We start from the raw sequence: 22813 nt of genomic DNA, 5'->3' as shown, positions 1-22813 counted from the left end.
CCTAGCAGCAGCATCCGCAGTCACACCCCACGTCGACCGCGTCACACTCGGCGGGCAGCACGACCACGGCGACCCGTTGCGGGCGCGCACAGCCCTCGAACCGGACGTCGGCGTAGGCACTCACGCACGAGTCGACGTCGCCGGTCCGGCTCCTCGAGCTGACCACCACGTCCAGGGGCTCACGCACCGCAGTCGCAGCTGCGGCTGCCTTGGTGGGCTTGGTGGGTGCGTCGGATGCCGGGTCCTTCGGCTCCTGCTTGTCGACGACGTCGGCCGACCTGCTGGTCGACGAGCCGTCGCCCCGGGTCGAGATCAGCAGCCTGACCACCCGGTCCTCGCACGGCTTCAGGACGACCTTCTCCTCCTCCAGGACCGCGCGGATCTCGAGGTCGTCACCGTCGCAGCCGTGCCAGGGCCCGACCTCGAGGGAGACCTCGCGCTCGCGGCGCCACGGGTTGTGGAGCAGGAAGGGCACCACGCGCACCTCACCGGCCCGGGCGCGGACGATCACGTCCGCCGCGGGCACGCAGCAGCCGCAGACGTCGCCGCATCCGCACTGGTCGTGACAGCCGCAGCCCTGGTGGTCGTGCTGGCCGTGGTGGCCGGAGTCGTGCTGGCCGTGGCGGCCCCTCGCCGAGTGGTCGTGGCCGTGCTCGCGACAACCGCCGGATCCCGCACAGCCGCACCCCTTCTCGCCGTGCCGGTGGTCGTGCCCGTGTTCGTGGTGGTGGCCATGGTCATGGCCGCGGTCGGCTCCACCCTTCGACCTGCGACCCGGGGCCGCGCCGGAGCCACCCGGCATACCGAGCCCGGCTGCCTCGACGACCGGCGACCAGGCCTGCTGCCACTGGTCCCAGGCTGTGGTCGACTGGTCCATCCACTGCTGCACGGCGTCGGCGAAGCCGTCGCGCAGGGAGGTGAGGTACTCGGGTGCGGTGGTGCTCATGGTGATCACTCCGATGGGTCGCGAGGCAGGATGATGACGTCGAGGTCGGCCGTGCCGACGGGGATGCGGGCGAGGTGCCGACGGGTGGGGTCGAGGTCCTCGGGGACGCTGAGGCTGCCCCGGAGCGTGGTGGTGGTGCCCGGCGTGGCCGTGGTCGCGTCGGTCAGGGTGAGGGTGACGTCGGGGCCCGGGTCGGGCCCTCCGTCATCGGTGCGGGCGCGCACGACCGCGGCCAGCGGGATCGGGAGGTTGCCGTCGTTGGTCACGGTGATCGTGACGGCCGTGCTGCCGACCTCAGCCAACACCCGTCGGGGCGAGACGTGCATCGAGAGGTCGGGCTCGACCCGCAGCACCGCCTCCCGACGGATGCCGCCGACCTCCACCTCCGCGGGGTACTCACCCGGCGGGGTGTCGGGCTCGAGGCGGAAGGACACCGGGACCTGGGCCGTGGCCCCCGGGGCGATCACCGCAGCGCCGGCACCCGAGAGGGCCTGCTGCCCGGTGCGGTGCAGGGTAAGTCCCCGCACGGCGACGCGCTGGTCGACGGCGTTCTCGACCGAGACGGTCGCCCTGAGCAGTCCCGGCGGACCGGTCAGCACGATGGCATCGGGAGACGCCGGGTCGACCGCGGCACCCCTGGTCGCACGGGCTTTGGTGGCAGGGGACTTCGCGGCGGATGCCTTGGCAGCCTTGCGTGCGCCCCCACCTGCGGAGGCGGCGGCTGGTCGGCGACGGGCGGTGGTCATGACGCGCTCACCCGTCGATCACGACGGGGCCGTGGTGTTCGGGCCGGATGTGGGCCGTCGCGCTGCCACGGACGGTGAGCGCGAACAGCTCCAGGCCGAGCACCGACCACCCCCACGTCTGCTCGTAGGGCGTGCACACCTCGGTGGCCGGTGGTGGACCGAGCTCGAGTCGCACGCAGGTGTCGACCGCCACCGGCTTGAGGTCGACGCTCGACGTCGTGGCGACGGTGGAGTTGGACGTGACGTCGGAGCTCGACTCGAGGCTCGACGTCGTGTTGACCGTCGATGTCGTCGTGACCGGCTCGAGGGTGATGGTGGCGTCGCTGTGGACGGTGTTCTCGCCGTTGTTCGTGTTCGTCGTGCCGCCGGCAAGGGTGAGCTTCATGGTGTCGAGCCCGGTGAGGGTCGAGGTCACGTCGGCCGTGACGTCGGAGCTGAACGTGTTCCCGCCGAAGACGGTGGTGTCGATCGTGTAGTCGGCCATCAGAGAGCTCCTGCGGGACTGGGTGCGTCGGACGAGGACGGGTCGGGACTGACGAGGTAGGAGTGGTGGAACCCCAGCCGGGGGTCACCCCAGGCGGCCAACCGTGGGTCGAACTCCTGGAGCTCCGGCATGACGATGCGGTCGCGGACCTCCAGGGACGGGTAGTCGTAGACGGTGATGTGGTTCTGCCCTCGGTTCGCGGTGAAGAGCAGGGTCTGGTCGGCCGAGAGCTGGCAGGCGTAGATGCCGTCGACCAGCGCGCCGCGGCTCACGCGCAACGACTCGGCATACAGGTTGGAGTTGCTGAAGAAGTTGCCGCGCATGACCGACTCCGCGACGGTGCTGGCCGACTGACGGGTGAGCGCGAGGCTCTCGAGCGCCCCCGGGTGCTCGTCGATGAGCCGGTGCCGGCTCAGCGTGAGCAGGTCGACGAAGACCACCGTGTGGCTGCCACCGGTGCAGAAGATCAGCTCGGAGTCGGAGATCGTCACGTCGGAGTTGATGTGGGCCGGCAGGTCGCGATCGGCCGCCCAGTGACGCACGACCCGACCGTCCTCGGCGTCGATCTCGAAGGCGTACTGGCGCAACCAGGCCATGCCCCAGTGTGCGTAGTCGGAGCGGTCGGCAGCGTTGACCCTGAACGAGATCGCGTAGAAGACGTCGAGCACCGGGTGGCAGACAACGTGCCAGCAGGTGGTCGGCAGGGTGATCCGGCGGACCTCCCCTGTCACCGTGTCGAGGATCCCGACCTCCTTGGCCTCGCCGCGGCTCGGGTGGTCCATCCCCCCGTAGACGATGTAGCGGCCGGAGGCGGTGCGCTTCATCGCGTGCGGGATCTTCAGCCCGTGCGGCGCGACCTGCTCGGCCTTCGTGAGGCGGTTGACGTCGAACTTCCACAGGTGTTCGCCGATCGAGGTGACGAACTGGGTGTCGTCGAGCCAGACGAGGTGGGTGCTTCCCTTGATCGTGGTGTCAGGCACCTCGAACCGCAGCGTCGAGACCCGGTCGGCCTCCTCCAGCGTCGCGAGGTCGTAGAAGAGCAGGTGCTGACCGGTGTTGCCCAGGAAGCCGATTCGCCGGCTCGGGTCCACGCTCGGCGCGTGCCCTCCAGACGCTCCGCCGAAGTAGGTGACCTTGTAGGCGTGGTCGCCGGTGACTGGGTCGTAGTGGAACAGGCACACGCCCGCCCTGCCCTCGAGACCGTTCAGTCCGTTGCCGTCGAGGGCGACGTGAAAGGCATATGGGTAAGTCCGCACTGGCAGCCCCGGCCCGCTCTGGTACCCCAGCGGACCCGGCGGACCGCCGATTTCACGGTACTCGGGGTCCAACGGCCTCGAAAGCCCTCAACGACCATCCACTGAGACCAACCACGACCACTGGCACCCAGATGCCCGTAATGGCCGGAATGCCCTTGCCAGACTGGGATCGCGCGAGGCGGCGTCAGGACAACAGGTCGGGGAACTGGTCGTCGCGGAACTCCTCGGACAGCGAGGTCCCGCCGTCGAAGGCGTGCTGCTCGCGCTCGCGGAGCTCCACCCGCCGGATCTTCCCGGAGATCGTCTTGGGCAGCTCGAAGAACTCGATCCTTCGCACCCGCAGGTAGGGCGCCAGGTGGCCTCGGGCGTAGCCGAGAATCGCCTTGGCGGTCTCCGCGTCGGGCTCCCAGCCCGGCGCGAGGGCGATGTAGGCCTTGGGCACGGCCAGCCGGGTCGGGTCGGGAGCCGGGACCACGGCCGCCTCCGCGACCGCCGGGTGCTCGATCAGCACGCTCTCGAGCTCGAAGGGCGAGACCTTGTAGTCACTCGCCTTGAACACGTCGTCGGTGCGGCCGATGTAGGTGATGTAGCCGTCCGCGTCCCGCTGGGCCACGTCGCCCGTGTGGTAGTAACCGCCGGCCATCGCGTCGGCCTGCCGCTCGTCGTCGCCGAGGTAGCCGGTCATGAGGTTGACCGGGTGCTTCGACAGGTCGAGGACGATCTCCCCCTCGTCGGCGAGCTCGCCGGTGAGCGGGTCGACCAGGGCCACCGGGACGCCCGGCATCGGCCGGCCCATCGACCCGGGCTTGAGCGGCTCGCCGGCGATGTTGCCCACCTGCAGGGTCGTCTCGGTCTGCCCGTAGCCGTCACGGATCACCAGGCCCCACGCGCGCTCGACCTGGGCGATGACCTCGGGGTTGAGCGGCTCCCCGGCGGCGAGGAGCTCGCGCAGCTCACCCTTGCCCCCGCTGAGGTCGGCCTGGATGAGCATCCGCCACACCGTCGGCGGGGCGCAGAAGGTCGTCACCTCGGCCCGGCGGATCTGGTCGAGCAGCGCCCCGGCGTCGAACCGCGTGTAGTTGTAGACGAAGATCGTCGCCTCCGCGATCCACGGGGCGAAGAAGCACGACCACGCGTGCTTGGCCCAGCCCGGCGAGCTGATCGCGAGGTGGACGTCACCCGGCCTCGCGCCGATCCAGTACATCGTCGAGAGGTGACCCACCGGGTACGAAACCTGGGTGTGCTCAACGAGTTTGGGCTTGCTGGTGGTGCCTGAGGTGAAGTACACGAGCATGGGGTCGCTGGGTGCCGTGACCGTCTCGAAGGGCAGCGGTTGCACGGCATACGCATCGGTGTAGGTGTGCCAGCCATCCGCCTCGCCGACGCTCACCCGCAGGTAGTCGCCCGGCACCTCGTCGAACTTGGGCGCGTCGGAGGCGTTGGCCACGACGACCTTCGCGACGCCGCGGTCGACGCGGTCGCGCAGGTCGGCCGGCCCGAGGGCGGTCGTGGTGGGCATGACGACGGCGCCCAGCTTGAACACCCCGAGCATCGCCTCCCACAGCTCCAGCTGGTTGCCGAGCATGAGGAGCACCCGGTCGCCCTTGGCCACCCCGAGCCCGGAGAGCCAGCCGGCGACCTGGTCGGACCGGGTCGCGATCTCGTCGAAGCTCTGCTTGCGCTCGCTGCCGTCCTCCTCGACGATCCAGAGGGCGGTCGCGTCGTTGCCCCGGGCGATCGCGTCGAACCAGTCGACCGCCCAGTTGAACCGCTCCCCCACGTCGGGCCAACGGAACTCTCGCACCGCGCGGTCGTGCTGGCCGGAGAGTGCGACGAGCGTGTCCCGCGCTTCCCGGTATGCCGTGGTGCTGGGTCCTGGGGCGCGGTGAACGGGGCTGGGCCAGGTGGGTGCCATGCGCCCGACCCTGCTACGACTGGCCGATGTCGGCAAGCAGGGCGGTGTACCAGTCCGTCGTGGGGTCGAAGGCCTTGCCGCCCTTGATCCGGTCGAACTCGATGGCCCGCAGCGCGTCGTCCTGGTCCTCGTCGTGGCCGACCACCCCGGACTCGCCCCGCAGCGCCGCGTCCACGGCATACGTCGTGCAGTCCCGGATCAGCGCGAGGTCGGCGTCGTTCGCGGCAGCCGACCGGGAGAAGTAGCCGCTCTTCTGGACGAGCACCTTGTCGGCGCCGAGCTGGTCGGCGAACTGCTTCGCGAACCACGCACCCGGGTTGACCTTGTCCAGCTGCACGTGGCCGAACGGGTCGCGCGGCACGTCCTGCCCGGCCGCCTCCATCGCGGCGACGATCTCGGTGACGCCCGCACCTTCGGACACGAAGAGGTTCACGCCGTCGAGCTCGTCCATGACGGTGCGCAGACGCTTCGCCTCGCTGTCGATGTCGAGCGGCTGCTCGGGCACGAAGACGCCGTGCACGTCCCAGCGCTCGGGCGAGTTCTCGAGCCAGCCGCTGAACTCGGTGCCCTGCACCCACTGGTGGTGGGCCAGCGCCGTGGCCGCCGTCAGCCACCCGCAGTTGCGCCCCATCACCTCGTGCACGATGAGCATGCGGGGGTTGGCGGAGTGCTCGGCGATCACGTTGCGCGCGAAGACCGCGCCCTGCTCGGCGGCCGTCCACGCCCCGAGCGACTGGCGGATCGGGATGACGTCGTTGTCGATCGTCTTGGGCAGCCCGACGACAGTCAGCTCATAGCCGTTGGAGTGCAGGTATGCCGCGAGGTCGGCTGCCGTGCCGTTCGTGTCGTCACCGCCGATCGTGTGCAGGACGTCGACGCCGTCCCGGGTCAGCTGCTCGGCCGCGACGTGGAGGGGGTCCTGGCCTTCCTTGACCAGCCCGCGCTTGACGCAGTCCTTGACGTTGGTGAGCTTGACCCGGCTGTTGCCGATCGGGCTGCCACCGAACCGGTGCAGGAGGTGCGCGGTGGCGCGCACCTCGTCGGTGACCTCCACCGAGTCACCGGTGAGCAGGCCGGCATACCCGTTGCGGTAGGCCATGATCCGCACGTCCGGGGCGACCTCGGAGTAGCGCTCGATGAGGCCGCCGACGGCGGAGGACAGGCAGGGGGCGAGGCCACCGGCGGTGAGCATGGCGACGGTCTTCACGGTCATGCGGCCCACTCTGCCGTGTCGGGGGTGGCGCTGCCAGCGTGGTCTCAGGAGTGGGGCTCAGCTGATCGACATGACCGCGCCCGAGCGCTCCCACCGGAGCACCGCCAGGAGCGACGAGGTCGGCAGCGAGACGCAGCCCGCGGTCCCGCCCCCGGTGTCGACGTGGAAGAAGATCGCCGAGCCCTTGCCCGGCGTGCGCGACTCGTTGTAGCCGATCACCTGGGCGTAGTTGTAGGCGGGTGTGTTGAGCAGGTTCTCCGCCGAGTCCCACCGACCGGAGACCGGCTTGCGCTGGTGAGTGTTGTAGAGGCTCGACTGGCTGTCGTCGACCCAGACGTCGTTGCTGTCGACGCGGAACCAGCCCTGGGCCAGGCCCGGGTTGGCCCTGGCGCCGAAGCCGCCGCGCAGGGGGTAGGTGCCGGCGGGGGTCTTGAGGTCGCCCTCGCGCTTCGACCAGCTCACCCCGTTGCGCCCGACGTGGCCATAGAAGGGACCGAGGTCGCGGATGTAGCCACTCGAGGTGCGGCGGCAGGCCCGGACGGTCGCGCTGGAGCCGGACGACGTCACGAGGACGACCTGCGCCGCCCTGACCCCCGACGGCACCGTGCAGGTCGCGCCGGTGGGCTTGGACGTGGGCTTCGGGCTCGGCTTGGGCCTCGACGTGGGGGTCGCTTTGCGCGTGCTCGTGCTGGGCTTGGGGACCGGCTTGGTCGTCGTCGTCGCTGTGGTCGTGCTCGTGGTCGTTGCGCTCGTGGTGGTCGACGAGGGCGTGGTCGCCGTCGGGGCTGACGTGGGGGCGGCTGCCTCGGGCTCGCCCCCACCGCAGCCGGCCACGAGGGCCGTTGCGACGCCGAGCGCGCCGACCAGCTGGAGCCGGAGCCGGGTCGTCGGGGGCCGGGTCATCGGTCGAAGTGCTGGTAGTCGGGGTTGTTCCAGAGCCCGCCCCAGCGCAGGCCCTGGCTCGTGAACGCCCGCACGGCAGCGCTCCCGCTGGAGGAGAAGACCCCCGGAGCAGGGCCGCGACGGTGCAGCCAGTAGCGGTCGGGGTAGACCGTGCCGTCGTCAGCGACATAGGGGTTCTCGAAGTCGTTGACGTCGATCGCCGTGCCGTAGGCGTGCTTGCTGTAGACCTTGCTGGCCTCCTCGCCGCCGACGTAGCGACAGTTGAAGGCAGAGGTGTTGTCGGCCTCCATCGCGGCGTAGTCGTTGGCCCCCGGACCCTTGGGGTTCTTGCCCCAGGTCGAGTCCATCGGCTTCATCTGACGGATCCGGAACTGCACGGAGTAGAGCCGGGCGAAGGCTGCGGCGGTCTCGTCGGCGATCGATGCGTTGACCACGAGCGAGCCCCGCGAGCGCTTGCCATCGAAGCCCCAGAAGTTCACGCGGACGTAGCGCAGCTGGGAGCGGCCGACCGGGCAGCCCTGGGTCCACGAGACCCCGACCATGCGGTTCCAGACCGAGTCCGGCACCCGCGCGATCGAGGCGTTGGCCCCCGAGCCGACAGCGGGCTCGTTCCTCGGGAAGCGGACGGTCGGCTCGGCCCCGGCCCGCGGCACGGGAGCGAGTGCAGTGACCGGCTTGGGCTTCGGTGGTGCCACGGTGGTGCTGCGCGGCGCGGCCTTGGTCGTGGTCGTGGTCGTCGAGGGCTTCGTCGTCCGGCTGGTCGTCGTAGTCGTGGACGTGGCCGTGGTGGTCGCGCCGCTCGGGGTGGTGGTGGCCACCGAGGTGGGGGCGACGGAGCCGCCCGGGTCACCCCCGCACGCCGCGAGGGCGAGACACACGAGGGACACCAGGGGCACGGCATACACAGGGCGAGGCGTCATCGGGCACCCACTGTGCCCTGTTCGTCCCCCTCGAATCCAGTCCGGGCGCGCCGCGCTCTCAGCAGCTGGTCACCCGGTGGGCCCTCGGCGGGCTCGACCGAGTAACACCCGCAAGACGAAGACCTCGCGTCATCAACATCGCAGTTCGACGTCCTGACGGGTAGGGAGTCCTTTCACGGAGACACGCGTTGAGCAGAAGTTGGACTGGTGACTGCCATGGCCCATCGTCGAACAGCGGTATCCCGGTGCTGACCCCGGCAGCGTTCGCCTTTCTCTCAGGCGCGCTCGTCGTCCTCTCCCCATGCACACTCCCCGTGATTCCCGGCCTGCTGGCGGTGGTTGCACGCACGTATGCCATCGATCCCCGCACCAGGTGGTCGAAGGTCATTGCGATCGTGGTCTTTGCGTCATCGATTGCCCTCGGCCTGGCTGCCGTGGTGGCCGTGGGGGCGGCGCTTTCGACGGGTGTGTCACTGCTCCGGCCGCCTTGGTCGCTGGTCCCCGCCGCCTTGCTGGCGCTTGCTGGGCTCCTGGTCCTTGGCGTCCTGCCGAACCGCGGGGGCACGCTGACCTACCGAGCAGCACGAGCAGGGGCCGAGCGGTGCCACTCCTGACCGGACTGGCGGTGGGCGTCGGATGGACACCGTGCGCAGGTCCCGCGGTGGGCCTGGGCGTTGTCGCGGCATCACATATCCACTCCCTCGGCCTTGCCTGCCTCGTTCTGACGAGTTATGTGCTTGGTGTGGTCGCCCCACTCTGCGCTGTCCTGCTCGGTCTGATGAGCTTGCCGCGCATACGCACATTCATCGGTCAGGTCAGTCGGGGCCTGCAGGGGGGCACCGGGGCACTGCTGCTCATCGTCGCCGGCTTGGTTGCGACAGGTCACTGGGACCGGCTGCTCCAGTCGGTCATCCAGGCCATCTGAACCCACGCCATCGGAGCGCGCCCCAACCATTCGACAGAACAACCCGCACGAGTGTCACGTGCAGGGTCGGGCAATGGTGGGCGTCTGCTGCTTGGGACGGGGCGGCAGCGGGGGGACCTCACTGGTGGGGGTCAGCGCTGTGTAGGCGTTGCCGATGACGAGGTCGAGGGTCGCGTCGAGGCGGTCGTCCTTCACCAGCTGCGCCCCCGGCACGTGGCCCTTGAGCAGGGCTGCCGCGAGGTCGCCCTGCTCGCCGTAGCGGATCACGGCGGTGCCGAGCTGCATGGTGCGCTGGGGGTCGTTGGAGACGTCCTTGACCTTGAAGCCGCGGCCGGCGACGTCGTCGGCGACGGTCTTGGCCAGACCGGTCTTGTACGTGGTGTTGTAGACGTTGACCTTGACCTCGCTCGGGATCGGCTTGAGCCGGGGCGGGATCGCGACCATGTCCTTGTAGGCGAGCCCGACGACGACGTCGACCGAGGTGCCCTTGCGCGAGTCGGCGAAGAGCTTCGCGCCGGGGATCTGGGACGCGGTGAGCAGGGCCTGGTCGAGACCGTCGGGTCCGTGGTGCACGACCGCCGACTGGGTGACGTACCAGGACTCGGGGGCGTTGCTGATGCCGCCGACGGTGAACTTCCGCTTGCCCAGGCCGGACGCGACCTGCCCGGCGACGCCGGTGCGGCCAGTGGCGTTCATGACGTTCACGGTGAACGACGCCCTCGCTGGCGCGGGCACGACGACGGGGCTGCACACAGGCTTCGGAGCCGGCGGCGTCATCCACCCGGCCGAGTAGGCGGCGGTGATGCTCGCGGTGCCGAGGATCACGCCGGGGATCGTGACGAACAGCATCACCTGGCGCATCCGGTGCTTGCGCCACAGCTGCGTCGGTGTGAGGTTCTCGTCCTTCATGGCTGCCCCCTGGCTCGTGCTCCCGTCGAGTCCCAATAGTCACATCAGTCACATCTGTCACAGGTCAAGCGACACGCTGACGACCCGTTTCGTCACCGAGCCGTGATCGCCGGGGCGGCCGTGCACGAGGATGTCGCCCCATGACCGCCTCCGACCGCACGCCCGCGCGAGCGCTGCCCGTCCGAGCCCCGGGAGGCCGCCGGCTCGTCGGCGCTGCCACGGCCGTCCTGCTCGCCGTCCCGGTGCTCGCGGGGTGCGGCGGCCCGGACCGCCTCGAGGGCAAGGTCGTCGCGGTCGACGACACGGGCAAGGGCGACCGACCGCTCGGCGGCGGCTGGGTCGCGGCCTTCGGGGACGACGCCCTGCTGGGGTTCCTCTCCGGGGCCGGCCTCGACGTGCCGAGCACCGGTGACCTGCCCTACGTGGGCGGGCGCGTCCTGCACGACGACGTCACCCGCGCCGGAGGGACCTTGGCCACCATCGACGCGGACGGGACGTTCACGCTCACGGCGACCGGACGGCATACCGTGTGCCGGCTGGTCGAGGCGCCCCAGGTCGACATCCTCAAGGGCTGCGCCGTGGTCGACCTGCCCGCGAAGGGCAGGCTCCAGCTCTCCGTGGGCGAGGCAGGCCTGCGGGCCACCCTCGACGACTGAGGATCAGCGGACGACGGCCAGGTCCTTCGCCACGAGCTCGGCGACCTGCACCATGTTGAGCGCGCCGCCCTTGCGCAGGTTGTCGCCGCAGATGAAGAAGTCCAGCGTGTTCGGGAAGTCGAGCGCCTGTCGCAGGCGCCCGGCGAACCGCGGGTCGGAGCCCACGATGTCGGACGGCGTCGGGAACTCCAGGCTGCCGGGGTCGTCGAGCACGACCACTGCCGGGGCCTCGACGAGGGCCTGACGTGCCTCGGCGACGTCGATGCGTCGCGCGAACGTCGCATGGACCGCAACCGAGTGCGTGGTGATGACGGGCACGCGCACGCAGGTGGCGGAGACGCGCAGGTCAGGCAGCCCCAGCACCTTGCGCGTCTCGTTGCGGATCTTGAGCTCCTCCGACGTCCAGCCGTCCTCGGCCGCGGTGCCGATCCACGGCACGACATTGAGGGCCAGCGGCGCCGGGAAGGGCGACATCGTGCCGAGCTCGTGCTCGATGAGTCGACGCACGTCGCCGGACTGGTGTCCCAGCTCGCGGTGCCCGGCCACGACCTCGAGCTCGTCGTAGAGCCGGGCCATGCCGACGCGACCCGCTCCTGAGGCGGCCTGGTACGAGGCGACGACCAGCTCGGTGAGCTCCCACCCGGCGTGCAGCACCCCGAGGGCGTCGATCATCGTCAGGGTCGTGGCGCCCGGGTTCGCGATGATCCCCTTGGGCCGGTTGCGGATCTGCAGCGGGTTGACCTCGGGCACGACCAGCGGGATGTCGGGGTCGCCACGCAGGGCCGAGCTGTTGTCGATGACGACCGCGCCGCGCGCGGCAGCGATGGGCGCCCAGTGCGCAGCCACGGGAGGCGGCACGTCGACCAGGGCGATGTCCACGCCGTCGAAGAACTCCGGCGACAGCTCCTGCACGACGACCTCACGGCCACAGACGGTGAGCACCGTGCCGGCGTCCTCGGGCGCGGCGGCGGCGCGGATCTCGCCCCAGATGTCGGCCCGCATCGCGAGCACCTGCTGGGTCACCGCCCCCACGGCTCCGGTGGCACCGACCAGGGCGAGGGTCGGGCGCGGGGCCTTCGAGGCGAGTGAGGTCACCGGCCGGTGCCTCCGTAGACCACGGCTTCGCCTTCCGTGGAGTCCAACCCGAACGCCGAGTGCACGGCCCGGACGGCGTCGTCGAGCACGTCGGCCCGCGTCACGACCGAGATGCGGATCTCCGAGGTGGAGATCATCTCGATGTTGACGCCGGTGTCGGCCAGCGCCTTGAAGAAGGTCGCGGAGACACCGGGGTGTGACCGCATGCCGGCCCCGACCAAGGACAGCTTGCCGATCTGGTCGTCGTACTGGATGGACGCGAAGCCCACCGCTTCCTGGACCTTCTTCAGGGCGTGCACCCCGGTCTGACCGTCGGTCTTGGGGCAGGTGAACGAGATGTCGGTCAGGCCGGTCTCGGTCGCCGACACGTTCTGGACGATCATGTCGATGTTGATCTCGGCGTCGGCGCAGGTCTGGAAGATCGCGGCAGCCTTGCCCGGGTGGTCCGGGACTCCGACGACGGTGATCTTGGCCTCGCTGCGGTCGTGTGCGACACCGGCGATGATCGGGGCTTCCACGGTGTCTCCTTCAGCTGGTTTGTCCGTGACGATGGTGCCCTCCTTCGCTGAGAAGGAGCTGCGGACGTGGATCGGGATGTCGAAGCGGCGGGCGTACTCGACGCTGCGCAGGTGCAGGACCTTGGAGCCGGAGGCCGCCAGCTCGAGCATCTCCTCGTTGGAGATGCGGTGGATCTTCTTGGCGGACGGGACGATTCGCGGGTCGGCGGTGAAGACGCCATCGACGTCGGTGTAGATCTCGCACACGTCGGCGTTGAGGGCAGCGGCGAGCGCGACGGCGGTGGTGTCGGTGCCCCCTCGACCGAGGGTGGTGATCTCCTTGGTGTCCTGGCTGACGCCCTGGAACCCGGCCACGATGACGATGTGCCCCTTGTCGAGCGCGTCGGTGACGCGGCCCGGGGTGACGTCGATGATGCGCGCCTTGCCGTGGCTGGAGTCGGTGATGACCCCCGCCTGGCTGCCGGTGAAGGAGCGCACGGTGTAGCCGAGGTCGGCGATCGCCATGGCCACCAACGCCATCGAGATGCGCTCGCCTGCGGTGAGGAGCATGTCCAGCTCGCGCGGGGGTGGCTGCGGGCTCACCTGGTTGGCGAGGTCGAGCAGCTCGTCGGTGCTGTCGCCCATGGCCGAGACCGCCACGCAGACGTCGTTGCCGGCCTTCTTCGACTCGGCGATCCGCCTGGCGACGCGCTTGATGCTCGCGGCATCGGCGAGCGAGGAGCCGCCGTACTTCTGGACGACGATGGGCACGGTGCTTCTCCTGGGACCACGGCGGGCAGTGCGGGTGGATCGGGCGGTCAGTCTATCTACCGTCCTCATCGTGGGACGCGAGTGCCGTATGCCGGACGCGCAGGTGAGTACGAAAGCGGAGGTCCCGGGGGACGCGCGCCGCTAGCCTTCGCGCATGAGCATCGAGGTGCAGGGGGTGCGGCGGGCATTCGGGGACGTGCTCGCCGTGGAGGACATCAGCCTCACGGCTGAGCCGGGCGAGGTCACCGCCCTCATCGGTCCCAACGGTTCCGGCAAGACCACGCTGTTGCTGATGTTGGCGACCTTGCTGGTGCCCGACCACGGGCAGATCCGGGTCGACGGGCTCGACCCGGTCACCCAGCCGACCGAGGTCCGGGCGAAGATCGGCTGGATGCCCGACGGCTTCGGCACCTGGGACGCGCTCACCGTGCGCGAGGTGCTGCTGACCATCGCCGCGGCATACCGGATCGCGCCTGGCCAGGCGCGCACTCGCGCCGACGAGCTGCTGCACACCGTGCACCTCGATGACCTCGCGGACCGCCGCGCCCGGGTCCTGTCGCGGGGGCAGAAGCAGCGTCTCGGGCTGGCCCGCGCGCTCATCAACGACCCCTCCGTCCTGCTGCTCGACGAGCCGGCATCCGGGCTCGACCCGCGCAGCCGCATCGAGCTGCGTGACGTGCTCCGAGGACTGGCTGCCCAGGGCAAGACCGTCCTGGTCTCGAGCCACATCCTCACCGAGCTGCAGGAGGTGGCCGACCGCGCCGTCATCGTGGCGCGCGGACGCAGCCTCGAGACGCAGAGCCTCGACGCCGGCTTCATCGCGACGGCCACCGCGTCGTGGCGGATCGACTCGCTCGACCCCGAACGGCTCGCGAGCTGGCTCGAGGAGAAACACGTCCCTGCCACCAAGGTCGGTGGTGGCCTCACCGAGGTGGAGGTGGCCGGCGAGGAGAACGCAGCCCGCCTGCTGGCCGACCTGGTCGGCGACGGCATCCGCGTCATCGCGTTCGCCCCGAGCCAGGGCGCCCTCGAGTCCGCCTACCTCGCAGCGACGGAGGACCGACGATGAGCTGGCACGGGATCAAGACCATCGCCGCCCTCGAGCTGCGTCAGCGCCTGCGCACGTCGCGGTGGCCGATCGTCTTCGGGATCTGGGTGCTGCTCATCGCAGGCATCAGCTTCCTCTCCTACTGGGCCACCAACGACCCCGACCTCAGGTCCGGCTCCGCGATGTACGACATCGTCGTCTTCTTCGTGCTCGGCCTGTCGATGCTGATCGTCCCGTCGCTCACCGCGACCTCGGTGAACGGTGACCGCGAACACGGCGTGCTCGCCACCCTCCAGACGACCCTGCTCACGGAGTGGGACATCGCGCTCGGCAAGCTGCTGTCCGCGTGGGTGGTCGCGCTGGCGTTCCTGGCGACCGCCCTGCCGTTCCTGGCGTGGGCGTGGGCCGAGGGCGGGATCTCCGGCGGCCGGATCGCGCTGTCGCTGCTCGTGCTGGTGCTCGTGCTCGCGGTCGTCTGCGCCGTCGGCCTGATGTTCTCGACGCTCACGGCACGCCCGGTCTCCTCGGCGGTGCTCACCTACCTGACGATGGGCGCGCTCGTCTTCGGCACGACCATCGGGTTCGGGCTCAGCGCCTTCCTGGTGACGCAGGAGGAGCAGCAGCAGGTCTTCGGCGTCCCGGACTCGTGGTACGAGGAGCACCAGGCGCCGGCCTTCGACCCCGCCGACCCCAACCTGACCCCCGAGCAGCTCGAACAGATCCAGAAGAGCCAGGCCGAGCCCACCCGGGCCGACTGCGTGACCTTCACCCGCACGGCGACAGTCGCGCACACCGAGCGGATCTGGTGGATGCTGCCGCTCAACCCGTTCGTGGTGGTGGCCGACGCAGCCCCGTCACAGCCGCCCAAGGACGAGGGGATGTACTCCATGGGGTTCACCCCGATGCGGTGGATCAGCGCCGGGGTGCGGGCCGCCCGCAACGGGCCGAGCGACGTGCACGACGAGTGCACCGGCTACGTGTCGGGGAGTCGCGGCGGCTTCAGCGAGGAGAACTCCGGGGACCCCCTGGAGAGTGCCCTCGACACCGCCCCGGTGTGGCCCTACGGCCTGGCCTTCCTGCTGGTCGCCGGCGCCGGCGCGACGGTCCTGGCCGGCAGCCGCTTGCGGACGCCGATCCGCCGCCTCCCCAACGGCACCCGCATCGCCTGACGGCTCACCGCTCGACACAGGTATGCCGCGTGGCCGCCTCGGCCACGCGGCATACCCATCGCTCGCGGGGTCAGCCGAAGTAGTCGGCCAGCACCTCACAGAAGTCGAGGTAGAACCCCGGGTGGCTGCCGTGGTCGGCCAGCAGCTCGAAGCTGCCCTCGATGAACACGTCGTTGTCGAGGTCGTTGTCACCCATGGTGTCGACGAGGAAGGCGGTCTTGAGGACGCCGCGGTCATGGAAGAGGACGGCACCGGTGTCGTCCCGCACGACGAACGGCTGACCCGACTCCTGGGCCTCGAACCGGTACGTCGTGCCCGAGACCAGCGTCGCGTGCAGGTCCTTGTACAGACCGTTGTGGTCGATCGTCAGGCTCCTGTCGTTGGCCGTCAGGACCTCGTGAACCTCGTAGTTGTCGAAGTAGCGGGGCGGCGCACCAGGCTTCGTGGGCGCCTTGAGCATGAAGACGCCTTCGAACGTCGTCTCGTTGTGGATGAGCGGGCCACAGTCGTCGAAGTCGAAGGAGTCGGAGCCGCTGTAGTGCTCGCGCTCCAACGGTGCGGCCTGGGCCGGCAGGGCCATCGTGAAGGCCAGAGCCAGGACGCCACAGGCAGAGATCAGCAACTTCCTCATGGGACTTCCCTTCAGTCGTCCCTGCGGTGCCTACGATCCCTTGGGCGGCCCCGGCTGCGAACCTTCGATTGGACTAATCCGGGCGTCGAACCGGGTCAGGGGTGGAGGGCGTCGAACTCGGCCTCGGAGATGGTCTCCTCGTCGGCGTCGAGCCGGATGTGGCCGAGCAGGGACTGGAGCACCCGCAGGGCGGAGGCCGCCCGCTCGCCCCAGTCGGACAGGTAACTGAACTGCCACCACCACAGCGCCTCGGAGATGCGTCCCTGGTCGTAGTGACGCAGGCCGTGGGCGAGCGCGCCGGCAACCACGGTGATGTCGTTGGACAGCGAGCCTGTCGTCAGCTCGGTCGAGGTGACCGGGTCGACCAGGTCGGCGTACTCGTCGAGGCCCTCGAAGAGGTTGGCCACCCCAGTGCGCAGGGGGTCGAGCTCGGCCTCCACGGTGTCGGTCTCGAACCGCTCGGCCGGCACGATGTCCTCGATCGCCCCGAGACGCGCACCCATGACGAGCACCTGTGAGAGCGCCAGCAAGGTCATGGGGATGGCGGCGTCAGGGGCCGAGCCGGACGCGACCTCGGTCAGCGTCGTGAGGTAGGCGCGGGCGTCAGCAGCCGACTCGTCGGCCAGCACCTGCAGATCGTCAGACATCGAGAAGCCTCCTGCCTTCGAACGCGCGACCAAGGGTGACCTCATCGGCATACTCCAGGTCGCCACCCACGGGCAGACCTGAGGCGAGCCGCGTGACCCGCAGACCCATCGGGCGCAGGAACCGCGCGAGGTAGCTCGCGGTCGCCTCGCCCTCGAGGTTGGGGTCGGTGGCGATGATGACCTCGGTGACCTCGGCCGACGCGAGCCGGGTCATCAGTTCCTTGATGCGCAGGTCGTCGGGACCGACGCCATCGATCGGGCTGATCGCCCCGCCGAGCACGTGGTAGCGGCCGCGGAACTCGCGAGTGCGTTCGATGGCCACCACGTCCTTGGGCTCCTCGACGACGCAGATCGCAGTGCTGTCGCGGCGCGGGTCGGCGCAGATGCGGCACTGCTCGGACTCCGCAACGTTCCCGCAGGTCTCGCAGAACCGCACCTTGGCCTTGACCTCGGTGAGCACCTCGACCAAGCGCTTGACGTCGATCGCGTCAGCCTGCAACAGGTGGAAGGCGATCCGCTGGGCACTCTTGGGACCCACGCCGGGCAGCCGGCCGAGCTCGTCGATCAGGTCCTGGACCACACCTTCATACACGTCCGTGAGCCTATGCCCTCGGGGTGTCACCGCCGGCGACGCCGCCCCGTCGTTCGGAACAACCGCCGGGTCCTGGCCCGGGGGATCTTCCGAACTACCGGGGTTGGCTCAGGATCTGTCGCCGCCCCGGACCCGCTCACGCAACCCGGCGGCCAGCCCCATCACGGTGAGCCGGTCGACCAACCCGCCCAGGTGCTCCGCCACCCACGGGTGCTTGACCGGCGCCAGTCGCAGCCGCAGGTGCAGGCGGGTGCGGTCCCCCTCGACGGCCGACAGCTGGAGGCACCAGGTGAGGTGGGTGCGGCCCCGCGTCGACCCGTAGAGCAGGTGCTCGGCGGGCGCCAGCTCCACCACCGTGAAGGTCGCGTCGGCACCACCCCAGTCCGGCACGACGTCGCCGACCGCGAGCGCCAGGTGTCGTGGTTCGACCCGGCGCAGCCCACGGCGGGAGGGCGGGACCAACCGCTCGAACCACGCGGGGAAGTACCAGCCGGCCCGTCGCTTGCCGAGCTGCACGATCCACGGCCACACGGCGTCGGGCGGGGCGTCGAGCGTGCAGGCGCGGTCCATGACGACATCGGCGGGGGCGACCACCTCGTCGCCCGGCATCGGGGAGGAGCGCTCGGCCGAGGTCGGGCGGGTGAGCAGCTCGGCGGACCTCATCGCGGCGGTCAGGGTCCTTCGTCGATGACCTTGCCGCCGAGGAGCCGCTCGATCACCGGACGGCCCACCTCGCCGAGCTCGGCGATGTCCTCGTCGTCGGCGCTGGCCGCGCTGTCGTCGGCGACGTAGGTGTCAGGGGTGCGGGCTGGCTCCTCCGCCGCCACCGCAGCCTTCGCGGCGGCCAGTCTCGAGCCCGTGCCCGGCTCGGCGAGTGCACCGGGCGCGGGCGTGGCAGGTGTGCCGGCCGACGGCGCCGCGCCTCCCGGGGCATCGTCAGTGGCCCAGCTCGGACCGCTCGACGGACCCGACGACGCGGTCGCCCAGCCGCCGCCGGTCTCCGGCGGGGGGCTCGAGGCCGCGATGCCTGCGTATGCCGCGGTGCCGCCTCCGCCGCCTGCCGCACCGCCTCCGCTGCCCGCCGCACCGTCATCGGTGGTGCCGCGCGGGCGTGACGGCGCGGGGTTGTCACCCTTCACCGCCGGGTCGTCGGACGGGTAGCGGTTGGCCGGGACGACGGTCGGGTGGGACTCCCCGCTGGGGGCGGACTGCCCTGCGTCGGGGGTCGGGATGCCCTCGACCCGGGCGTCCACGCCGAGGACGTCGATCAGGGCCTGACGCACGAGGTCGGCGTGCGGACCGTGGCGGAAGGTGTTCGCGATGCCGACGGTGGAGATGCCGAGCACCACCTTGGAGCCGTCGTAGTCGTGGACGGTGGCGTGCTCCGAGAGCAGGGTCCAGGTCGTGCGCTTGTGCTTGAAGATCCAGCCGAGGATGTCGGGCCAGGCGCGGCGGATGGCCGCGACGTCCATGCCGCCGGCGATGGCGCCCGGCTGCGCGACCGCAGTGGTCGGCGCGGGATCCTCGACCGGGCTGGCGTCCGGCGCGGTGGGCGCTGCCACCGGCTCGGCGGGCTCGGCGACCGGCTGGGGCGCCACCGCAGCGGGCGCAGCTGCCGCTGGCTCGTCGTCGACCGGGTCTGATGACCTGCCTGCACCCTGCTCGGAGGGGGAGTCCGATGGCCGGTGGCTCGCGTCCGACGGGGCGCTGGAGGAAGGAGCGGCGGGCTCCGGGACCCCAGCGGGAGCCGGCGCGGCAGCAGGAGCCGACGCGGCCACAGGAGCGGCCACCGGGGCAGGCGCGGGGGCAGGAGTCGACGCGGGCGGTGCGGCCGCGCGTGCCGCCGACGGCACTCCCTCGACGTCGAGGCGACGCTCGAGGCGATCGAGCCGCGCGGCATACCCACTCTCGCCGGAGGCGGCAGGGAGCAGGACGCGCGCGCAGATCAGCTCGAGCTGGAGCCGTGGCGCGGTGGCGCCGGTCATCTCGGTGAGCCCGGCGTTGACGATGTCGGCGGCCCGCGAGAGGGCACCGCCGCCGAAGGCTGCGGACTGCTGGCGCATCCGCTCGAGCTGGTCTTCAGGCACCCCGCGCAGCACGGAGGAGGCCCCGTCGGGGACGGCGGCCACGACGATGAGGTCACGCAGGCGCTCGAGCAGGTCTTCGACGAACCGGCGGGGGTCGAGCCCGGTCTCGATCACCCGGTCGACCTGGTGGAAGACGCCGGAGGCATCGGCGGCCGCGAACGCATCGATGATGGCGTCGAGCAGCTCGGCGTCGGTGAACCCCAGCAGCGCGGCGGCCCCTTCGTAGGTGAGGCCCTCGTCGCCCGAGCCGGCGATGAGCTGGTCGAGCACCGAGAGCGAGTCACGCACCGACCCCCCACCCGCGCGGGTCACGAAGGACAGGACTCCCGGCGCGACGGCGACCCCCTCCTGCTGGCAGAGCGAGGCCATGTAGTCGGACAGCTGGCCGGGCGGCACGAGGCGGAACGGGTAGTGGTGGGTGCGCGAGCGGATCGTGCCGATGACCTTCTCGGGCTCGGTCGTCGCGAAGACGAACTTCACGTGCTCCGGCGGCTCCTCGACGATCTTCAGCAGGGCGTTGAAACCCTGCGGGGTGACCATGTGGGCCTCGTCGATGATGTAGATCTTGTAGCGGCTCTGGGCCGGACCGTAGGACGCGCGCTCGCGCAGGTCGCGGGCGTCGTCGACACCACCGTGGCTCGCCGCGTCGATCTCGATGACGTCGACGCTACCCGCGCCGCCGCGAGCCAGCGCGACGCAGGAGTCGCAGGTGCCGCAGGGGGTGGGGGTCGGGCCCTGCTCGCAGTTGAGGCAGCGGGCCAGGATGCGGGCGCTGGTCGTCTTGCCACAGCCACGCGGACCGGAGAAGAGGTAGGCGTGGTTGACCCGGCCCGTGCGCAGCGCCTGCATGAGCGGCTCGGTGACGTGCTCCTGGCCGATCACGTCGGCGAAGGACTCGGGCCGGTAGCGGCGGTACAGGGCGGTGCTCACCTCGGGAACCCTAGTCGCCCCCGCGGACATCCGCGTCCCCCTCCCGCGGGCCCCTCCCGCGGGCCCCGGCGGGCCCGCGAAGTCCTCGGTGGCAGACTGGCGCGGACGAGGGAGGCAGATGTTCGCGCGCCGCAGACATGACACCACCGAGCCGCCCCCCGGCGGGTCCGAGGACGCTGCACCCATCCGCCTCGAGGCAGCCGGGGTCGGCAAGCACATCGACGGCAACGTGCTCCTCTCCCCCATCGACCTCGCGGTCTCCTCGGGCGAGTGCGTCGTGGTCCGGGGGGAGAACGGCAGTGGCAAGACGACCCTCCTGCGCATCCTCGCGGGCACGCTCGAGGCGTCCGAGGGGAGCGCGACCCTCGACGGCGGCCGTGTCGACGAACGCGACCGGGCCACCCGCGCTCGCGTCGCCGCGCTGATCGGCTACCCCACGGCATACCGCGACCTGACGGTCGTCGACCACCTCGTCCTCATCGACTCGACGTGGGGCGGCGCGATCGGCACCGCGGACGAGCGGGCCGACGACCTGCTCGTGAGCCTCGAGATCGACCACCTCTCCGAGCGGTTCCCGCACGAGCTGTCGTCGGGCCAGCAGCACCTCTTCCACCTCGCACTGGTGCTCTTCCGCCCGTCGCGGGTGCTGCTCCTCGACGAACCAGAGCAGCGGCTCGACACCCACAAGCGCGGCCTGCTCACCGAGATCCTGGTGGCCCGCAAGGCTGCTGGTGACGCGCTCGTCGTGGCCTGCCACGACCCCGAGATGACGGCCGCGATCGCCGACCGCGTCATCGACGTGGTCGCCCCGTGACTGCGGAGCCTGCCCGCGAAGTCGGCCCCACGAGCGACCGGGAGCGCCTCGACCAGGCGCGTCGGGTGATCCGCGGCGGGTTGCCCGAGGAGGGCAACGGCAACGTCGTGTATGCCGCGTACGTCGCCGTGATCGCCTCCCTGACCTACGGTGTGCCGGCGTCGCGGGCGTTCTTCGAGTTCGTCGACCCGGCCTGGCTCTCCCGACACCTGACCGGGATCCAGGGCGTGCTCGTCGTCGCCGTCCTCGTCGTCGCCGTGTGGCTCGTCGGGCACCGGCTCGGGTCGCTCCGCGGGCCGGTCGTGCCGGACCTGCCCTACCTCGACCACATCGCCGTCAGCTCGCTCGACCGCGCAGTCGTGCTGCGTCGCTGGTGGCGGCTGAGCCTGCTCGGCTGCCTCATCGGTGGTCTGCTCACCGGTGCCGTCATCGGCACCGGGATGGTCGTCGCCGACGTGTCATCGCCGTGGGCCCTGCTGCCGTCGAGCCTGGGTGGGCTGGCGGTCGGGCTCGGGTTCGCGGGGTCGTGGCTGTGGGGCCAGGTGCGGTCGTGGCCGACCGGACCCCGGGGTGCCTCGACCGTGCTCCGGGGCGCTCGCTCGCTGCGGGCGCTGCACCACGTCGGGCTGCGCACGCAGTCCTCACGGGCGGTGACGATGGGTGGTGCGGTGCTGGCCGGCGACCTGCGCGCGGCCCGGCTCGACGTCGCCTCCCCGTCCACCCGGCTACGTCGCACGCGGCTCCGCGCCAGGGGTCCGCTCGCCGTCGTCGCCGAGCGCGACCTGCTGGGGCTCCGGCGCTCACCCGGCGCGCTGGTCGTCGGCCTGCTGCTCGTCGGCGCCGGTTGCTGGTCGCTCGCCCACGCGACGATCCCGGGCGTGCCCAACATCGTCGCGTTCGTGGGGACCCTGTCCTGCTACCTCGGCTACGGCGCCTGGGCCGAGGGGCTGCGGCTCCAGGGCGACAACGCCGGCACCCCGCCACTGATCGGGCTCGCCTACGGCAAGGAGGCGCTGGCCCACCTGGTGACGCCCTCGGCGCTGTACTCCGTGGTCGCGCTCCTGTCCGGGGCCACCGTGGTGCTCACCGCGCCGGGCGCCGGCCTCGCCGCAGTGGTCTGGCCGCTCGCGATGGTGGCGCTCGTGGCCGGGGCCCACCTGATGGCGGCGTTCCGAGGGCTGCCGCCGGTCAGCCTCTTCTCACCGGGTTCGGCCGTGGTGTCGGTGGCGTTCTGGTACTCCCGGCCCCTGCTGCTCACCATCATCGGCGGCGTCGCCGCGACCGCGCTGCTGACGAGGTCGAGCGCCTCGAACGCCCTCATGGTCCTCGTGCTCGCCTCGTATGCCGCGGTGGCGTTCGGGCGGCGACGCGTCAGGCTGCTCGACGAGGGCCACCGCACCTGAGTCGTGCGGCGCCGGCCCTTCGGCCAGTCGGCCGAGGTCGCGAGCCGGCCACGCGGCATACCCCCGCGGCGTTGGGACAAAGCCGTCGGGACATAAGCCGTCGGGACACAAGCCGTCGGGACATAGAGGGACACCCCGCGTACCTGGAAGAGCTCTCCTACCCTTGCTGCATTCCTGCCCTGGGGGAGTTCGGAGAGGTACCACCACGCGGGGTGCCTGCGACAAGTGTAGACGGGCCCCGGGCGACTCAGCGAAT

At 70.9% G+C, this 22813-nt stretch carries 22 protein-coding genes and 1 other RNA gene; 6 read left to right on the top strand and 17 right to left on the bottom strand.

Going from position 1 to position 22813, the window contains the following annotated elements; all coding sequences use genetic code 11:
- Window position 1 precedes the first annotated feature (1 nt).
- From AC1DWJ_RS05570 to AC1DWJ_RS05535, 8 genes are all read right to left on the bottom strand, one after another.
- Window positions 2–946 carry a hypothetical protein gene (locus AC1DWJ_RS05570; protein WP_477620212.1) on the bottom strand — a complete coding sequence of 315 codons (945 nt, stop codon included), beginning with the start codon at window positions 944–946 and terminating at the stop codon, window positions 2–4.
- Between the two features lie 5 nt (window positions 947–951).
- Entirely contained in the window at window positions 952–1692 is a 741-nt protein-coding gene (locus tag AC1DWJ_RS05565) for a hypothetical protein (protein WP_477620211.1), read from the bottom strand.
- Between the two features lie 7 nt (window positions 1693–1699).
- Window positions 1700–2176 carry a hypothetical protein gene (locus AC1DWJ_RS05560; protein ID WP_477620210.1) on the bottom strand — a complete coding sequence of 159 codons (477 nt, stop codon included), beginning with the start codon at window positions 2174–2176 and terminating at the stop codon, window positions 1700–1702.
- Complete coding sequence (locus AC1DWJ_RS05555) at window positions 2176–3432, bottom strand: NHL repeat-containing protein (RefSeq protein ID WP_477620209.1); 1257 nt, start codon at window positions 3430–3432, stop codon at window positions 2176–2178. The genes AC1DWJ_RS05560 and AC1DWJ_RS05555 overlap by 1 nt, the downstream gene beginning before the upstream one ends.
- Window positions 3433–3616: 184 nt before the next feature.
- Window positions 3617–5347 carry an AMP-binding protein gene (locus AC1DWJ_RS05550; RefSeq protein WP_477620208.1) on the bottom strand — a complete coding sequence of 577 codons (1731 nt, stop codon included), beginning with the start codon at window positions 5345–5347 and terminating at the stop codon, window positions 3617–3619.
- 13 nt (window positions 5348–5360) lie between these two features.
- Window positions 5361–6560, bottom strand: a complete 1200-nt coding sequence (locus AC1DWJ_RS05545) for a pyrophosphate--fructose-6-phosphate 1-phosphotransferase (RefSeq protein ID WP_477620207.1) — start codon at window positions 6558–6560, stop codon at window positions 5361–5363.
- 57 nt (window positions 6561–6617) lie between these two features.
- On the bottom strand, window positions 6618–7463 hold the full coding sequence (locus AC1DWJ_RS05540) for a L,D-transpeptidase family protein (RefSeq protein ID WP_477620206.1): 846 nt from the start codon (window positions 7461–7463) through the stop codon (window positions 6618–6620).
- Window positions 7460–8383 carry a M15 family metallopeptidase gene (locus AC1DWJ_RS05535; RefSeq protein ID WP_477620205.1) on the bottom strand — a complete coding sequence of 308 codons (924 nt, stop codon included), beginning with the start codon at window positions 8381–8383 and terminating at the stop codon, window positions 7460–7462. Before AC1DWJ_RS05535 ends, AC1DWJ_RS05540 begins: the two co-directional genes overlap by 4 nt.
- Window positions 8384–9161: 778 nt before the next feature.
- Between AC1DWJ_RS05535 and AC1DWJ_RS05530 the strand changes: the two genes are divergently transcribed.
- Window positions 9162–9308, top strand: a complete 147-nt coding sequence (locus tag AC1DWJ_RS05530; RefSeq protein WP_477620204.1) for a hypothetical protein — start codon at window positions 9162–9164, stop codon at window positions 9306–9308.
- A 54-nt stretch (window positions 9309–9362) separates the two neighbouring features.
- On the opposite strand, the gene AC1DWJ_RS05525 is transcribed toward AC1DWJ_RS05530, so the two are convergent.
- A complete protein-coding gene (locus AC1DWJ_RS05525) occupies window positions 9363–10217 on the bottom strand; it encodes a LytR C-terminal domain-containing protein (protein WP_477620203.1) in 855 nt (284 codons plus the stop codon).
- 140 nt (window positions 10218–10357) lie between these two features.
- Between AC1DWJ_RS05525 and AC1DWJ_RS05520 the strand changes: the two genes are divergently transcribed.
- Window positions 10358–10873: a hypothetical protein gene (locus AC1DWJ_RS05520; protein WP_477620202.1), complete on the top strand. Its 516-nt coding sequence runs from the start codon at window positions 10358–10360 to the stop codon at window positions 10871–10873.
- Between the two features lie 3 nt (window positions 10874–10876).
- On the opposite strand, the gene AC1DWJ_RS05515 is transcribed toward AC1DWJ_RS05520, so the two are convergent.
- Both AC1DWJ_RS05515 and AC1DWJ_RS05510 read right to left on the bottom strand, forming a co-directional pair.
- Complete coding sequence (locus tag AC1DWJ_RS05515) at window positions 10877–11968, bottom strand: aspartate-semialdehyde dehydrogenase (protein ID WP_457256158.1); 1092 nt, start codon at window positions 11966–11968, stop codon at window positions 10877–10879.
- Window positions 11965–13236, bottom strand: a complete 1272-nt coding sequence (locus AC1DWJ_RS05510) for an aspartate kinase (protein ID WP_457256156.1) — start codon at window positions 13234–13236, stop codon at window positions 11965–11967. The genes AC1DWJ_RS05515 and AC1DWJ_RS05510 overlap by 4 nt, the downstream gene beginning before the upstream one ends.
- A 154-nt stretch (window positions 13237–13390) precedes the next feature.
- On the opposite strand from AC1DWJ_RS05510, the gene AC1DWJ_RS05505 reads away from it, so the two are divergent.
- Together AC1DWJ_RS05505 and AC1DWJ_RS05500 are read left to right on the top strand one after the other, a co-directional pair.
- A complete protein-coding gene (locus tag AC1DWJ_RS05505; RefSeq protein WP_457256155.1) occupies window positions 13391–14305 on the top strand; it encodes an ABC transporter ATP-binding protein in 915 nt (304 codons plus the stop codon).
- Window positions 14302–15453, top strand: coding sequence for an ABC transporter permease (locus tag AC1DWJ_RS05500; RefSeq protein ID WP_457256153.1), 1152 nt, complete (start codon window positions 14302–14304; stop codon window positions 15451–15453). Before AC1DWJ_RS05505 ends, AC1DWJ_RS05500 begins: the two co-directional genes overlap by 4 nt.
- Window positions 15454–15523: 70 nt before the next feature.
- Here the strand turns inward: AC1DWJ_RS05500 and AC1DWJ_RS05495 are convergent, their stop codons facing one another.
- From AC1DWJ_RS05495 to AC1DWJ_RS05475, 5 genes are all read right to left on the bottom strand, one after another.
- Window positions 15524–16084, bottom strand: a complete 561-nt coding sequence (locus AC1DWJ_RS05495) for a hypothetical protein (protein WP_457256152.1) — start codon at window positions 16082–16084, stop codon at window positions 15524–15526.
- Between the two features lie 95 nt (window positions 16085–16179).
- Window positions 16180–16731 carry a DUF5063 domain-containing protein gene (locus AC1DWJ_RS05490; protein WP_477620201.1) on the bottom strand — a complete coding sequence of 184 codons (552 nt, stop codon included), beginning with the start codon at window positions 16729–16731 and terminating at the stop codon, window positions 16180–16182.
- The gene (gene recR / locus AC1DWJ_RS05485; RefSeq protein ID WP_457256149.1) at window positions 16724–17323 is read right to left on the bottom strand and encodes a recombination mediator RecR; all 600 of its coding nucleotides are present in this window, start codon (window positions 17321–17323) and stop codon (window positions 16724–16726) included. The genes AC1DWJ_RS05490 and recR overlap by 8 nt, the downstream gene beginning before the upstream one ends.
- A gap of 108 nt (window positions 17324–17431) precedes the next feature.
- Window positions 17432–17986, bottom strand: coding sequence for a hypothetical protein (locus tag AC1DWJ_RS05480; protein ID WP_457256148.1), 555 nt, complete (start codon window positions 17984–17986; stop codon window positions 17432–17434).
- Between the two features lie 8 nt (window positions 17987–17994).
- Complete coding sequence (locus tag AC1DWJ_RS05475; RefSeq protein ID WP_457256147.1) at window positions 17995–20340, bottom strand: DNA polymerase III subunit gamma and tau; 2346 nt, start codon at window positions 20338–20340, stop codon at window positions 17995–17997.
- A 118-nt stretch (window positions 20341–20458) separates the two neighbouring features.
- On the opposite strand from AC1DWJ_RS05475, the gene AC1DWJ_RS05470 reads away from it, so the two are divergent.
- Both AC1DWJ_RS05470 and AC1DWJ_RS05465 read left to right on the top strand, forming a co-directional pair.
- On the top strand, window positions 20459–21154 hold the full coding sequence (locus AC1DWJ_RS05470) for an ABC transporter ATP-binding protein (protein ID WP_477620200.1): 696 nt from the start codon (window positions 20459–20461) through the stop codon (window positions 21152–21154).
- Complete coding sequence (locus tag AC1DWJ_RS05465; RefSeq protein WP_477620199.1) at window positions 21151–22557, top strand: hypothetical protein; 1407 nt, start codon at window positions 21151–21153, stop codon at window positions 22555–22557. Before AC1DWJ_RS05470 ends, AC1DWJ_RS05465 begins: the two co-directional genes overlap by 4 nt.
- A gap of 121 nt (window positions 22558–22678) precedes the next feature.
- On the opposite strand, the gene ffs is transcribed toward AC1DWJ_RS05465, so the two are convergent.
- An RNA gene (gene ffs / locus AC1DWJ_RS05460) (signal recognition particle sRNA small type) lies at window positions 22679–22777 on the bottom strand.
- Window positions 22778–22813 lie beyond the last annotated feature (36 nt).

It is taken from the genome of Pedococcus sp. P2_D7 (genome assembly GCF_056404295.1).
The sequence above is the reverse complement of the archived record's forward strand: the minus strand, read 5'-3'. Positions and strand labels throughout refer to the sequence as shown.